The sequence below is a fragment of the Streptomyces sp. WAC 06738 genome, assembly GCF_003945505.1.
GTDB lineage: Bacteria > Actinomycetota > Actinomycetes > Streptomycetales > Streptomycetaceae > Streptomyces.
In genome coordinates, this window is record NZ_CP029618.1 from 5,760,187 (window position 1) to 5,774,403 (window position 14,217).

The following is a 14,217-nucleotide window of genomic DNA, read 5'->3' on the forward strand; positions in this document are numbered from 1 at the left end:
ACCCCACGCGCTCCGGCGCCCCCGGGGCGTACACCGACAGACACCACCTTCCCTCCGGACCTCAGATGGGATGTGCCCGCATGCCGACGACCACGCCTCCAGCCCCCCGGGCAGGCGACGACGACGGAATGGCCCGGCGGCGGTTCCTGTCGGCCGGCGCGGCGGTCGCCGGCGCAGGCGGCCTCTCCCTCGCCCCGTCCGGCGGCGCCGCCGCGGAGACCGCCCCGCGCGGACCGAACATCGTCTGGCTCGTCAGCGAGGACAACAACCCGTTCATCGGCGCCTACGGCGACCCCGTGGCCCGCACCCCCACGCTCGACGCGCTCGCGTCGGAAGGCGTGCGCTACGAGAACGTGTTCTCCGTCGCCCCGGTGTGCGCACCGTCCAGGTTCGCGCTGCTCACCGGCGTCTACCCGCAGGAGTGCGGACCGGGCCAGCACCACCGCGCCGACGCGCGCACACCGGGCTGGCTTCGCGGCTTCCCCGCCTACCTCCGTGCGGCCGGCTACTACTGCACCAACAACGCCAAGACCGACTACAACGGCCCCTTCGACCCCGCGGCGGTCTGGGACGCCTCGGGCAAGCAGGCGCACTGGAGCCGCCGGCCCGCGGGAGCGCCGTTCTTCGCGGTCTTCAACCACGAGTCCACCCACGAGTCCGTGATGTTCGCCGACGGGACGCCGACCACCCCGCCGGAGTCGGTCCGGCTGCCCGCGTACCACCCGGACACGCCCACGCTGCGCCGGGACCGGGCGCACTACCACGACCAGATGACCACGATGGACGCGCAGATCGCCGCCCGGCTCGGCGAACTCGAGGCGGCCGGCCTGGCCGACGACACCATCGTCTTCTATTACTCCGACAACGGCGGGGTGCTCCCGCGCAGCAAGCGCTACTGCTACGACAGCGGCCTGCACACCCCGCTGATCGTCCGCTTCGGCCGGAACGTCGCCCACCTCGCCCCGGACGGGCCCGGTTCGGTGGTGCGCCATCCGGTGAGCGCCATCGACCTGCCGCCCACAGTCCTGCGCCTCGCGGGCCTCGACGTCCCGGCCCACATGCGCGGCGTCCCCTTCGCCGGCCGCCGGGGGCGGCCCCGCCGGTACGCGTTCTCCCAGCGCGGGCGGATGGACGAGACGTACGACATGCAGCGCACCGTGCGCGACCGCCGCTACCGCTACATCCGCAACTACCTGCCCCACCTCGTCTACGGCCAGCACGTCGTGTACGGCTGGCGCCAGGCCGGCTACCGCGAATGGCAGGACCTGTACGCCAGGGGCGAGCTGAACGGGACACAGTCCCGCTTCTGGCGGCAGAAACCCGCCGAGGAGCTGTACGACCTCGCCAAGGACCCCGACGAGGTCCACAACCTCATCGACGACCCCGCCCTGCGCACGGTCCGCGGCCGGCTGCGCCGGGCCCTCGACGCCCACCTGCTCGACACCCACGACAACGGCTTCATCCCCGAGGGCTCGCCGCTCGAAGGCTACGACGCCAGCCGTGCCCCCGGCGCCTATCCGCTGCCCGAGGTGCTCGCCGTCGCCGGGACCGCCATCCGCCGGGCGCCGGAGAACCTCCCCCGGCTCGTCGCGGCGATGCGGCACGACAACGAGGTCGTGCGCTACTGGGGCGCCCTCGGCGCGGTGATGCTCGACGCGGGCGCGGAACCGGCGGCGGACACGCTGGGCCGCCTCCTGGCCCACGACCCGTCCGTGCACGTCCGCATCGCCGCCGCCGAAGCCCTCGCCCGGACCGGGCGCACCGAGCAGAGCGTGCCGTGGCTCGCCGGCACCCTGGCGGGGCACGGGCACCACCGGGTCCGGCTCCAGGCGGTCGCCGCCCTGCGGAACATCGGCGACGCGGCCCGGCCCGAGCTGCCCCGTATCGAGAAGGCGGCCGTGGACGACACCGACGGCCAGGTCAGGTCCAAGGCCGCCCACACCGCCGCCGTCCTCCGCGGCGAGCAGCCCGACATCCGCTAGCCGCCCGTACGAGGCAGGAGCACACCCATGACGCAGCAGCACGATCGGCACCTGGCCCGGCATACGCTCCTGGCCGCCGGCGGCGCGACCGGGGCGCCGGCCCTCACCCCGGCCCTGGACGCCACCGCGGACGCCGCCGCGCGCGAACCCGGAACCGGAACGGGCGCGGTCGGGCGGCTGCCGGCGGACGTGCAACGCCCGTGGCTCGGTCCTGACTTCTGGGCCAACCGGCTCCAGGACCGGCGGCCGGCCGGCGGACGCATCGAGAGCGTCGCGCCGCCGGGACCGCACCGGCTGCGTACGGTCGCGGTGCTCACCCGGGAGCTCACCGGCGACCGGCCGGCGCGGCTGCGGGTACGCACGGGAACACTCGTCCCGGGCCCGGGCTTCTCCGGCTTCCTCATCGGCACCACGGAACATACCGGGGACCTCACCGACGGCTTCGGCACCAGGCCGCGCGTCCTCGCCGTCGCCAACCCGCGGGTGTCCTTCGCGGACTACCGCGCGGGCTACCCCACCGGGCAGGGGGTCGGCGAGAGCAGCCTCAAGCGGGAGGGCTACGGCATCGTCCGGGTGGACCCCGCCGCACGGGCGTTCACGCTCGGGTCCTGGCCGTGGGACGGCCACCCGCACGACCGGGAGACGCGGCAGTTCGACGGCTGGCCGGTCCGCCCCCCGTTCGACGACGTATGAGCGCCCCGCAGACCGGAGGAGTCTCCATGAACGTACGCAACGGCGCCGGACTCTCCCGGCGCGGCATCCTCGGCGGCGCCGCGGGCGCCGCCCTGGCCGGGCTGGCCGCGGGCCCCTCGACGGCGACGGCGACGGCACGGGAGGCGGCGGGGCGGCCCGGCCGACGGCCCCCGAACATCGTCTTCGTCTCCGTCGACGACCTCGGCTGGGACGAACTCGGCGCCTACGGCAACATCTTCAACGAGACGCCGCACATCGACCGGCTCGCCCGCCAGGGCACCCTGTTCACCCAGGCGTACGCCGCCGCCCCGCTCTGCTCGCCGACCCGCGCCGCGCTGGTCACCGGCCGCTACCCGGCACGCACCGGCATCACCGACTTCCTGCGCGGCGAGGCCGCGCCCAGCGCCAAGTACCTCGACCCCGGCATCCCCACGCTGCCCGGCGTCCTCGGCCCGTACGGCTACACCACCGGCCTGATCGGCAAGTGGCACCTCACCGAGACCTACAGCGGTCCGTACGCCGAGCGGCCGGGCAACCCGTACGCGCACGGCTTCGACGAGGTCATCGCCTCGGAGGAGAAGTACATCGCGGACGGCGACTACTTCCACCCGTACTTCTTCATGCCGGAGCTGCCGGCCCGCGAGCCCGGCGAGTACCTCACCGACCGCCTCGCCGCCGAGGCCGTCGACTACCTCGCCCGCCACCGGGACGAGCCGTTCTTCCTCCACGTCTCCAACTACGCGGTGCACACCGCCCTCGACGCCAAGCCGGAACTGGTCGCCAAGTACCGGGCAAAGCCCGGTGCGGGCGACGCGCCGAACCGCCCGGTGCTGGCCGCCATGCTCGAAAGCGTCGACGAGCAGGTGGGGCGCATCGCCGGCGCGCTCACCGAGCTGGGCCTGGCCGGTAACACGCTGCTGCTGGTGACCTCCGACAACGGAGGCCCCTACCGGGACGCGAACCAGCCGCTCCGTGGCGGCAAGGGAGAGCTCTACGAGGGCGGCATCCGGGTGCCGCTGATCGCGCACTGGCCCGGCCGGGTGCCCGCCGGCCGCCCTACCGCCGTGCCGACGTCCACCGTCGACGTCCTCCCGACCGCCCTGGACCTCGCGGGCGGCAGCCCCGGCGACGAGTTCGACGGCGTCAGCGTCGCGCCCGTGCTCACCGGCTCCGGCACCCTCGACCGCGACACCCTGTTCTGGGTCTATCCGCACTTCATCGGCAAGACGCACCCGCACGCCGCCGTCCGCGCCGGGCAGTTCAAGCTCGTCCGGTACCTGCGCGACGGCCGCAGCGAGCTGTACCACCTCGGCCGCGACCCCGGCGAGACCACGGACCTCTCCCGCAGCCACCCCGCGCAGGCCCGCCGGCTGGGCGCGCTGCTCCGGGAGCACCTCGCCGAACTGGACGTCCTCCCCGCCCCGCCGGGCCTGCGGGCGTATCCCGTACCGGAGGTGGAGGAGGGCTTCGACGCCGGCCTGGCGCACTGGGACGTGCTGCCCGTGACGCCGTACGCGGGCCGGGTGGCCGTGCGCGACGGCCGGCTCGCGGTGAGCGCGGACCAGCTCACGCACCTGGTGTTCCGCTCCGGCGTCGCGCCCGGCTCGGACGAGGTGGCGGTCGTGCTGGACCCGGGCACGTTCGCCGGGGCCGGCACCCAGGACACCGTCTTCGTCGGCCTCGCCCGGGACGCGGACAACTACCTGCTCTTCCGCTACCACAACGGACTGCGCCGCGTCGGCTGGGACCTGCGCATCGACGGCGCACTGATCACCGCCGGCGCCGAACCCGTGGGCAACCTGGACGGGACCGTGGACCTCACGGGCCCCGGCGCCCGCTACGCGTTCGTGCTCCGCGGCAGTGCCGCCACCGCCTACGCCGACCAGGGCGGCGGCTGGGAGTTCCTCTTCACGACCGACACCGGCGGCGCGCTCGACCTCCGCGACCCCGCGGTGCGCGCACAGTACCGCTACGCCCTCGGCGCCCGGCTCGACGACGGCACCCTCACGCTCGACGGCCTCGGCGCACACCGCGCCCGGGCGAAACGGCCGCCGGCCGGCAACACGAATACAACGAGCCCGCAATAGATGTCAGTTCTGTGAGGGCCGCCCACGTCTCCGTTGTCCGGCCCCCGGGCCGCACGTAACCTCGACGTACCCACGCACCGCAGCGCTCACGGATTCACCCCGCCCCTTTTCCTCTCCGGCACGTTTCCCCACGGGAATTCCCGCGCCCGAAAACAGCCGACAGAAGTGAGCTGACCCATGTGTGAGACAAACCGTACGTCGCTCGGGCGGCGCGGCTTCCTCGCCGGCTCGGCCGCGGCAGCGGCCACCGCCGTGCCCGCGGTCGCCGCCGCCGCACCCGCCGCCGGCGCCACCGCGCGCCGCCCGAACATCCTGCTCGTCGTCACCGACGACCAGCCCAAACAGACCGAGTGGGCGACCCCGAAGACCGTCGACTGGCTCGGCGGCGAGGGCGTCACCTTCACCCACGGCCACGTCACCACACCGCTCTGCGCGCCGTCCCGCTCGTCAATCTTCTCCGGCCGGTACGCCCACAACCACGAGGTCCGCAACAATGCCGCCTCCGGCCGGCTCGACCAGCACACCACCGTCCAGCGCTATCTGCGCCAAGCGGGCTATCGCACCGGTCTCTTCGGCAAATACCTCAACTCCTGGAATATCGCCGACAACCCGCCGCACTTCGAGGAGTTCGCCCTGCTGCGCCCCGGCTACGTCGACGGCACGTACAACGTCGACGGCACGGTGCAGACGATTCCCGGCTACACCACGACCGTCATCAGGGAGCGGACGCTCGCGTTCCTGGACCGCGCCGCGACGGACTCCCGCCCCTGGTTCGCGTACGTCACGCCGTACGCCTCCCACGGCCCCAACACCCCGGAGGAGCAGTACGCCGAAACGCCCGTCCCGGCCTGGGACGGCCGCCCCTCGGTCCCCGAGCCCGACCGCGCCGACAAGCCCCCGTACATCCGGAACGCCACCGCCACCCTCACCGACGGGCAGGCCGTCCGCACCCGCCAGCTACGCACCCTGCTCTCCGTCGACGACGCCGTGCAGGCGTTCAAGGACAAGCTCCGCGAGCTGGGACAGTTGGAGAACACCCTGGTCATCTACATTGCCGACAACGGCTTCTGCTGGGCCGACCACGCCTGGACCGGCAAGTCCGTGCCCTACTCCCCCTCCCACGAGGTGCCGTTCCGTCTCTCCTGGCCGGCCGGCGGCCTCGCCTCCGGCACCACCGACGACCGGATCGTCGCCAACATCGACATAGCCCCGACCATCCTCGACGCGGCCGGCATCGAGCCGGACACTCCCCAGGACGGGAAGTCGCTCCTGCGCCCGTACAGCCGCGACCACCTGCTGGTGGAGTGGTTCAAGCAGGGTGCGGGCGGCCGGCGCAGCTGGGCCTCACTCGTCGCCGGGGACCGCCAGTACACCGAGTACTACGACCTCACGACCGACAAGAACGGCACCGTCTCCGGCACCGGGGCGGTGACGTTCCGCGAGTACTACGACCTTGCCGCCGACCCGCACCAGCTCACCAACCTGCTGCACGCGGCCACCCCCGCCGACGAACGGGCCCTCGGCATCCCAGCCCTCGCCGGCCGGCTGAACGCGGCCCGCGGCCGCTAGCCCCCGGGCCCGGCCGTAGATGCCACGAGGGCGGCGGCGGTGGACGTGTCCTCACCGCCGCCGCCTCTACCGCCGCCGCCTTCGCCGCGGCCCGTTCGCCGCGGGGGCGGGCTTACTTCACCAGCCGGGCGAACTTCCGGACCTCCCGGGTGAAGAGCTGGGGCTGCTCGAACGCCGCGAAGTGGCCGCCGTAGGGGATCTGGTCGTTGTAGTAGACCAGGTTGCTGTAGGCGCGCTCGGCCCAGATCTTCGGGCTGCGGACCAGTTCGCGGGGGAAGACGCTCAGTCCGACCGGCAGGTCCAGCTTGGTCAGCCCGGAGGCGCCGTAGTTCTCCCAGTACAGGCGGGCGGAGGAGGCGCCGGTGCCGGTGAGCCAGTACAGGGTGATGTTGTCCAGCATGTCGTTCGGGGACAGGACGCCTTCGGGCCGGCCGGTGTTGTCGGTCCAGTCGAGCAACTTCTCGTAGATCCAGGCGGCTTGTCCTGAGGGAGAGTCGGCGAGGGCGTAGCCGATGGTCTGCGGACGGGTCGACTGTTCCAGGGAGTAGCCGGAGAGCCGGCTGAAGAAGGTCTGGATCTGGGCGAGTGCCGTCTGCTCGGCGGGAGTGGTCGTGTCGGTGACCGGCGGGCTGAAGGTGTACTCGGGGAAGTTCAGTTGCACTCCCAGCAGGCCCTTGGGCCGCAGCTTGCCCAGTTGGGTGGTGACGGCGCCGCCCCAGTCGCCGCCCTGGGCGATGTACCGGGTGTAGCCCAGGCGTTCCATGAGGGCGGCCCAGGCCGCCGCGATGCGGGCGTTGGTCCAGCCGGTGGTGCCGGGCCGGTCGGAGAAGCCGAACCCCGGCAGCGAGGGGACGACCACGTGGAAGGCGTCCCGCGGGCTGCCGCCGTGCGCCGTGGGGTCGGTCAGGGGGCCGATCGCCTTCACGAACTCCACGAAGGAGCCCGGCCAGCCGTGGGTGAGGAGGAGCGGCGTGGCGTCCGTATGCCGGGAGCGGACGTGCAGGAAGTGGATGCCCAGGCCGTCGATCCGCGTGCGGTACTGGCCCAGGGCGTTGATCTGCCGTTCGAAGCGGCGCCAGTCGTACCGAGTGCGCCAGTACTCCAGCAGGCCGGTCAGCTTGGCGAGTGGGACGCCCTGGGAGTTGTCGGTGACGGTCTCCCGCTCGGGCAGCCGGACATGGGCCAGCCGTTGACGCAGGTCCGTCAGGAGGGCCTCGGGGACGCGCAGGTCCAGCGGTGTGATCCGGCTGGTGGCCTCCGGCAGGTTCAGCGGGCCGACGGCGCCGGCGGAGGTGGCGGAGGCGAGGTCCGTGCCCAGGACGACCGGTGCGGCGGTGGCGAGTCCGGCGGTGGTGGCGGTTCGCAGCAGGCTGCGCCGGGACGGGCTGAAGGAGGGCTCGTCCGCGACCGGACCGGGATGCGGTGAACGCATGGGTGTGCTCCAACTTCGAAGGGACGCTGGCCGGCGGCGTACGGGCTTGCGCGCAGGGAGTTGTAGGGGTGGCGGGGCGGGGTGCTGCGGGGTGGCGGCCGCGCGCGTCATCGCCGCCACCTTCATCCATCTGGTTGGCGTGTCAACCATGCCTGCATTTAGTTTAGGTGTCAACTACACATGGTCGGTCGGCAGTTGCCGCCCGCGCCGGCAGTCCTTCGGCACCTGGGCCGGGGGATCACGTCTCGGAGGACGGATCCCGTGAAAGCGCAAGGTCAGCCCTCAGGACGGCACCTCCGCGCGATCACCGCCCCAGCGGGTGTGGAACGTCCCCTCGCGGTCGCTTCGCCGGTAGGTATGGGCGCCGAAGAAGTCACGCTGGCCCTGGGTGAGGGCCGCAGGCAGCCGCTCGGCACGTAGCGCGTCGTAGTAGGCCAGCGCCGCCGCGAAGCCCGGTGTCGGGACGCCCTGGGCGGTCGCGGTGTTCAGCACGGCCCGCCAGTCGTTCTGTGCGGCGGCGATCTCACCGGCGAAGCCCTCGTCCGCCAGGAGCGAGATCAACGCGGGCTCGGCGCCGTACGCCGCACTGATGCGATCGAGGAACGCAGCGCGGATGATGCAGCCGCCGCGCCAGATCCGGGCCACGGCGCCCGGGTCGATGTTCCAGCCGTACGCGGTGCTGCCCGCGGCGATCTCGTGGAAGCCCTGCGTGTAGGACACGATCTTCGAGGCGTAGAGGGCCTGCTCGACCTGGTCGGCGAACCCTTCCGCCTCTGCCTCGCTCAGGGGCTGCGGCTTCGGGCCGGCCAGATGCCTGGATGCCGCGCGCAGATCGGCGTGCCCGGACAGGGAACGGGCGAAGACCGCCTCGGCGATGCCCGATACCGGTACCCCCAGGTCGAGGGCGGTCTGCACGGTCCAGCGGCCGGTGCCCTTCTGCTCGGCCTGGTCGGCGACGACATCGACGAACGGCTTCCCGGTGTCCGCATCCACGTGGGACAGGACCTCTGCCGTGATCTCGATCAGGTACGAATCGAGGCGGCCGGTGTTCCAGGTGCGAAAGATCTCCGCGATCCGGCTCGGGGAATACCCGCCGACATCCCGTAGCAGTTGGAACGCCTCGCCGATCAACTGCATGTCGGAGTATTCGATCCCGTTGTGGACCATCTTGACGAAATGCCCCGCGCCATCCGGACCGACATGCGTCACGCAGGGGGCGCCGTCCTTCGCCTTCGCCGAGATCCTCTCCAGCATCGGGCCGAGCGAGGTGTACGACTCGACGCTGCCTCCGGGCATGATGCTCGGCCCGTGCAGTGCACCCTCCTCACCTCCGGAGATGCCGGTGCCGACGAAGTGAATTCCCTGCTCGCGCAGAGCCTGCTCGCGACGGCGGGTATCGGCGAAATGCGCGTTGCCACCGTCGATGATCACGTCGCCGGACTCGAGCAGGGGTGCGAACTGCTCGATCACGGCATCCGTCGGCTGGCCGGCCTTGACCATGGTCACAAGCCGTCGGGGACGTTCGAGCGCCGCCACGAAGTCCTCGGCACTCTCGGTAGGCACGAACTCTCCCTCACCACCGAACTCCGCCACCAGGTCACGGGTGCGGGAGGCGGTGCGGTTGTGCAGCGCCACGGTATAGCCGTTACGGGCGAAGTTGCGCGCCAGATTGCGACCCATCACGGCAAGTCCCGTGACGCCGATCTGTGCCGTAGCGCTCATTACTGCAGTCCTTCCTAGGTGTCCCTACCCGTGCTCGCATCCAGGCGAGCGCTGCCCCGCCGCAACCCCCGACAGCGCGGCCCCTGCCAGGCGACGCCCTCCGGATTGGCGCCCGTGACCGGGATCGGATCTGCGGTGCGTTTGTTCGATCCGTGCCACGTCCACATCGGTGAGGTCGATGTCCGTGGCAGCCAGTCGTCCGCCTCGAAGGCGGTGTCCGGTGTGAGCGCCCCGGTGAAGGTCACCCCCTGCTCGCGGGCATGCCGGATCGCCTGGACCGCGGTGCCCTCGTCGAACGAGCCCCCATCGCCGCCCAGCTGCCAGGTGCCGAAGACGATCCTGGAGACCCGCAACCCGCTCATGCTCAAGGTGGCCGTATGCATGTTCGATGCCGTCCTTCGGTATGTGGCCGTCCGAGCCCCGCCTCCGAGCCGTTCGGCCGCATCACGCCACCAGCAATATCACGCCGATAGCCGTGCAATTCGCAGGCCGCGCAGGTACTACACACCGTTGGCCTGTAGGTCGCGGCGGTGGAAGAACGGCATGGGCATTGTTTGAACGAAGACGGATCGACAGTAGATTCATCCATCCGAGTAGGGATGAACACTGCCCCGGCCCTGGCCCCGGCCTTCGCCGGGGTGTGGCGAGGAAGGAGCCGGCGATGGTCGGGCAAGCTCGATCACCGCTGGCACCTGTGCAGAGTCATGGCGGATCGCGGGATGTTCTGAAGACCGCCACCGTCACCGCCACCGACGGCCACCGCTTATGGGTCCCCGAACTCGGCGAATGGATCGACGCCACCGACCTCCAGACCGGCCAGTGTCCAGACCAGCGCCGGCACCCACGTCCAGATCACAGCCATCAACCGCTGGACCACCCAGACCACCGTCCACAATGCGCTGGCAGGAAAAACACTGGTGCTCGTTCACAACGCAAATTGCATTGTGACAATGAAACGATTCGAGCACTCCTGGGATCAGCATAGGTATGTGGTGCTTGCTATCGGGAAGGGATGGAGAATGTACTTGCTAAGGACATCGATAAAGTACGCTTTCGTGAGATGATTGACGAGGTGATCAAGAACGGGGTGGATGTCCCGAGGGCTAAGTCTGACCGACGGGGTGGTTATTACATCGACCACAACTTCGGGAATGTCGAAGCTGGCGCGCTGGGGCAAAACGGCATGAGGGTCATGGTTGATGATGCAGGCAACTTCGTCACTGCAATGCCGAAGTTTATGCAATTAGGCGGTATGATGCTTTCATTTAGGTTCCTGCCTCGCAGTGACGACCCTTCCTGGGGTTCTGAAGACATGCAGGAGCGGTCAGTCCGTACATTGACTGCTGATGACCTTACGTTTCACTGCTTCCGCGCCGATGTAGTGATCAACGATGGGGAGAATGAGATTTGCCTGAGGACCCCTGGTCTACCTGTAGTAGATTTCGTCCTGATGCTCGGGCAGCTTTATCGGGAAGTTGAGTCATCGGGTGAGTCAGTGGTAGAAACTTCGCAGACTCAGGATTCGATTTCGGCTGTGCGGCAGGGAGGTGGCGTGGAGATCCGCTACAGCTTTTCTGGCGCCGTGTCTAGAGTTTCGCTGGATGAGTTCAGGAAAGTTCCTGCGAGTGTTCTGAATTCCGCGTCGGCCGTACTTCAAGAGGCCCATAGCGACTTGAAATTCAACCGATATCTAGCTGGCCTTCCCAAACTTATGCAGTCGAATTGACTGTACTGCCGGATCACAGTCAGTAGGCGGCGGTCTGTGACGTAGGCCATGGAAGGAAGAGGTCTGGCCGCGGGTGAGAGCACCGTGGCGGCGCACACGGCTGGATAGTCTCCGCAGACGAGGCCGACTTGTCGCTGACGCCGCCGCGTACCCACGAACTGGGCTCGAATCGGCCAGACACGGTGGTTCGTGTCAGGAGCCGAGGCTCGGGCCGGGTGTCTGTATGTACATTGCTACAAGACGGGTAAGCGGTCACGGGGGATCTACGCAGTTCGCGAATTCCGGGGACGCAAGAACCATCCCAAGGACTTCGGCTCGCCGGACTCACGTGATGTGCTGGTCCGTACCCGGATCCAGTTGGGCGGTCCGATCCTGCTGGTCTCGGACAACGTCCGCATTCACCTGACCGCAGACTTGCGCGAATTCTTCGCGGTGAACACCGACTGGCTCACCATGTTCCAGCTACCTGCCTCCGCCCAGGACCCGAACCGCCGGAAAGGCGACGCCATCGTTGCCGAGACGAAACCGGACGGCGCGCGTCATGGGAAGCACCGTAATCACCGCTGATCTCGGCCGAGATCCCGGCCATGGCGGCAGTTGCGGACCGCGCCGCGGTGCATCCGGCTCCCGAACGGCGAGCTGCGAGTTCGGCGTGACGTGCTGAACGACTGGCTGGAGGAGCGTAGGGAGGGGGCGGCGTCGTGAAGTCGTACAAGGTCGCCCTCTGGAAGCTGAGTATCAACCGGTGGGCGAAGAAGCCGACGTACCTCGTCCGGTGGTCTGTGGACGGTGAGCCCTTCCACATGTCATACAAGACGAAGGGGTTGGCCGACGGTTTCCGCGCGAAGCTGCTGCGGGCCGCTGACAAGGGCGAGCCCTTCGACACGGAGACGAGCTGCCGGACTCGCTCCGCGGGGGCAAGGCGGCGCTGTCCCTCCTGGAGCTGGTGTTGAAGTACGTCGATCATCGCTGGGCGGAGGCGTCGGCGAACAGCGCGACAGCATGACCGACTCCCTGGCGACGGTTGTCCCCGCACTGGTCAATCCGGTGCGGGGCGGCCGGCGGCGAAGGTGCTGCGGAAGGCGTTGCGCTCGTTCCTGCTGCCTCCGCCTCGACGGGAGCGGGAGCGGCCCGAGGAGATCGCGGCGGCCGTGCGGTGGCTGGATGAGGCGTCGTTGCAGGTCGCCGAGCTGGAGGAGATCGTCCGGGTCCATGAGCTGATCGATTCGCTTGGACGGCAAGCCGTCGGCAACGCACACGTACCGACGTCGCCGTGTGGTGGTCTTCAGCGCCCTGGAGTACGCGGTCGAGCTGAACTTGATGCCTCCAATCCGCTCGGCTGTGTACGGGGCAAGCGCGGGCACCGGGCGATGCTGGAGGTCGATCGCCGCGTGGTGGTCAACCCGCGATAGGCCCGGGAGCTGCTGGCGGCGGTGACGTACGTCGGCGGTTGGGAACGGGCCAGCGGCCGGCGGCTGCGGGCGTTCTTCGGGTGCCCATACCACGCCGCGCTGCGGCCCGGGTGAGGCACTGGGCTTGCGGCGCTCGGACAGCACGCTCTCGGCGAAGGGTTGGCGTCGTATCGAGCTGGCCGAGACCCGCCCCACGGCGGGCAAAGCGTGGACGGATTCCGGTGAGGCGCACGACCGGCGCGGGCTGAAGCAGCGTGCGGACGGCGAGGTGCGCACTGTGCCCATCCCGCCGCCGTTGGTGCGGTTGCTCCGCGAGCACCCAGCCGAGTTCGGCACAGCCAAGGACGGCCGGCTGTTCGCCAGCGAGCGGAGTAACGTCGTAGCGGCTTCGTCGTAGTCGCGGGTGTGGAAGCAGACGCGGGAGCTGGCGCTGTTGCCGCCGCAGGTCTCGTCGGTCTTGGCGGCTCGGCCGTACGACCTGCGGCACGCGGGCGTCTCTCAATGGCTGAACTCAGGCGTTCCTGCGCCGGAGGCGGCCGCCCGCGCTGGTCACTCGGTCGACGTGCTGTTGAAGATCTACGCGAAGTGCATCGACGGCCAAGAGGACGAGATGAATGACCGGATCATGCTGGGCCTCGGCGACGAGGACCGTGACACCTGATGTGGCAGTTTGCCCACGTGTGGGGGATGGGCAGAACCTCGCGGTCAAGACCGAGCACGGACGGGGAGGGTGACGTGACAGAGGAAGCAGGAATAAACGGGATCAAGGCACAGCGAATCGCTGAGTGGGCTGAGGAGTACGCAAGGGACACTGACGACCGGGCGCACCTGAGTAGCGTCCTCGCTCAGAACGCGATCGCCTACGCGTTACTGGAGTTGGCAGAAGCCGTACGCGAGTCTGGTGGGACACAGGACGACTGACCAAGGAAGAACGTGCTGGACGCGATGAGAGCCCCGGAATCTTCCGGGGCTCTCATCGTGCTCGGTTGGACATTCGGTGACCTCACAAAGCGGCTCTGATCTGCGGAAAGCGCTTCGAAGATCATTACGTGGTCATTACGTGATCAGTGACTGGGGCTGCATCCGGCGGCCTTTGGCTGCGTACGCAAGAAGACCCCGTCCTCAGCGCTTGCGCTGGTCACGGGGTCTTGGGCACCTCAAGCGAGGTGCCCCCGGCGGGGGACCCAGAACATGGGAACTGGGAAAACCGCTGGTCGGGGATGGGCAGCTGGTGATTCAGACGATCACCCGACTGAACCGGTAGATCAGCGATACTCGACCATCTGTCCCCATTGGGGGAGCGCTCAGCAGATCGGAACGGCTGTGACCATCGGGTTTCCGGTGGTCGAGTGACGATCGCAGCGACGTACGACTTCCCGAAGAGACTTCAAGCCGCAGGTTCGAGTGGCCGGCGGGAGGTCACAAGCGGACCTGAGTGGTGCTGCGGGAGCGGTGGGTGAACGGCCGATCTACGGGATGGTGCCGTCCGGTCTCGGCCTGGTGAGAAGCCCAGTGCTGCCTGATGCGCTGGGCGTACGCCCCGAATGGCTTCAAGCCCCCTGCACGGCTCCGCGATGCCCATCTACGGTAATTC

General features: G+C 69.4%; 10 protein-coding genes and 2 pseudogenes. 9 read left to right on the plus strand and 3 right to left on the minus strand.

Annotated features, from left to right (window positions below; genetic code table 11):
- Positions 1–80: 80 nt before the first annotated feature.
- The 4 genes from DMB38_RS25525 (at position 81) to DMB38_RS25540 (ending at position 6,331) form a co-directional block, all read left to right on the plus strand.
- Positions 81–1,982 carry a sulfatase-like hydrolase/transferase gene (locus DMB38_RS25525; protein ID WP_206337741.1) on the plus strand — a complete coding sequence of 634 codons (1,902 nt, stop codon included), beginning with the start codon at positions 81–83 and terminating at the stop codon, positions 1,980–1,982.
- Positions 1,983–2,009: 27 nt separating this feature from the next.
- On the plus strand, positions 2,010–2,675 hold the full coding sequence (locus DMB38_RS25530) for a hypothetical protein (protein WP_125937121.1): 666 nt from the start codon (positions 2,010–2,012) through the stop codon (positions 2,673–2,675).
- A 26-nt stretch (positions 2,676–2,701) separates the two neighbouring features.
- Complete coding sequence (locus DMB38_RS25535; RefSeq protein WP_125937122.1) at positions 2,702–4,762, plus strand: sulfatase; 2,061 nt, start codon at positions 2,702–2,704, stop codon at positions 4,760–4,762.
- A 177-nt stretch (positions 4,763–4,939) separates the two neighbouring features.
- Positions 4,940–6,331, plus strand: coding sequence for a sulfatase (locus tag DMB38_RS25540; RefSeq protein ID WP_125937123.1), 1,392 nt, complete (start codon positions 4,940–4,942; stop codon positions 6,329–6,331).
- 112 nt (positions 6,332–6,443) lie between these two features.
- Here DMB38_RS25540 and DMB38_RS25545 read toward each other — a convergent pair whose 3' ends face one another.
- The 3 genes from DMB38_RS25545 to DMB38_RS36475 all read right to left on the minus strand — a co-directional run bounded on the left by DMB38_RS25545 (position 6,444) and on the right by DMB38_RS36475 (position 9,868).
- Positions 6,444–7,763 (minus strand): epoxide hydrolase family protein, encoded by a 1,320-nt coding sequence (locus DMB38_RS25545; protein WP_125937124.1) that lies wholly within the window; start codon positions 7,761–7,763, stop codon positions 6,444–6,446.
- Between the two features lie 282 nt (positions 7,764–8,045).
- Positions 8,046–9,485, minus strand: coding sequence for an NADP-dependent phosphogluconate dehydrogenase (gndA, locus tag DMB38_RS25550; RefSeq protein ID WP_125937125.1), 1,440 nt, complete (start codon positions 9,483–9,485; stop codon positions 8,046–8,048).
- 14 nt (positions 9,486–9,499) lie between these two features.
- A complete protein-coding gene (locus DMB38_RS36475; RefSeq protein WP_206337742.1) occupies positions 9,500–9,868 on the minus strand; it encodes a hypothetical protein in 369 nt (122 codons plus the stop codon).
- 629 nt (positions 9,869–10,497) lie between these two features.
- On the opposite strand from DMB38_RS36475, the gene DMB38_RS25560 reads away from it, so the two are divergent.
- The 5 genes and pseudogenes from DMB38_RS25560 to DMB38_RS25580 all read left to right on the plus strand — a co-directional run bounded on the left by DMB38_RS25560 (position 10,498) and on the right by DMB38_RS25580 (position 13,544).
- Positions 10,498–11,211 carry a hypothetical protein gene (locus tag DMB38_RS25560; RefSeq protein WP_164716102.1) on the plus strand — a complete coding sequence of 238 codons (714 nt, stop codon included), beginning with the start codon at positions 10,498–10,500 and terminating at the stop codon, positions 11,209–11,211.
- 189 nt (positions 11,212–11,400) lie between these two features.
- Positions 11,401–11,778 carry a hypothetical protein gene (locus DMB38_RS25565; protein ID WP_125937127.1) on the plus strand — a complete coding sequence of 126 codons (378 nt, stop codon included), beginning with the start codon at positions 11,401–11,403 and terminating at the stop codon, positions 11,776–11,778.
- A 21-nt stretch (positions 11,779–11,799) separates the two neighbouring features.
- Positions 11,800–11,916: pseudogene (locus tag DMB38_RS37135) on the plus strand (MerR family transcriptional regulator); the annotation flags it as partial.
- Positions 11,913–13,284: pseudogene (locus DMB38_RS25575) on the plus strand (tyrosine-type recombinase/integrase). The pseudogenes DMB38_RS37135 and DMB38_RS25575, both read left to right, overlap by 4 nt.
- Before the next feature lie 74 nt (positions 13,285–13,358).
- The gene (locus tag DMB38_RS25580) at positions 13,359–13,544 is read left to right on the plus strand and encodes a hypothetical protein (protein WP_125937128.1); all 186 of its coding nucleotides are present in this window, start codon (positions 13,359–13,361) and stop codon (positions 13,542–13,544) included.
- Positions 13,545–14,217: the final 673 nt, after the last annotated feature.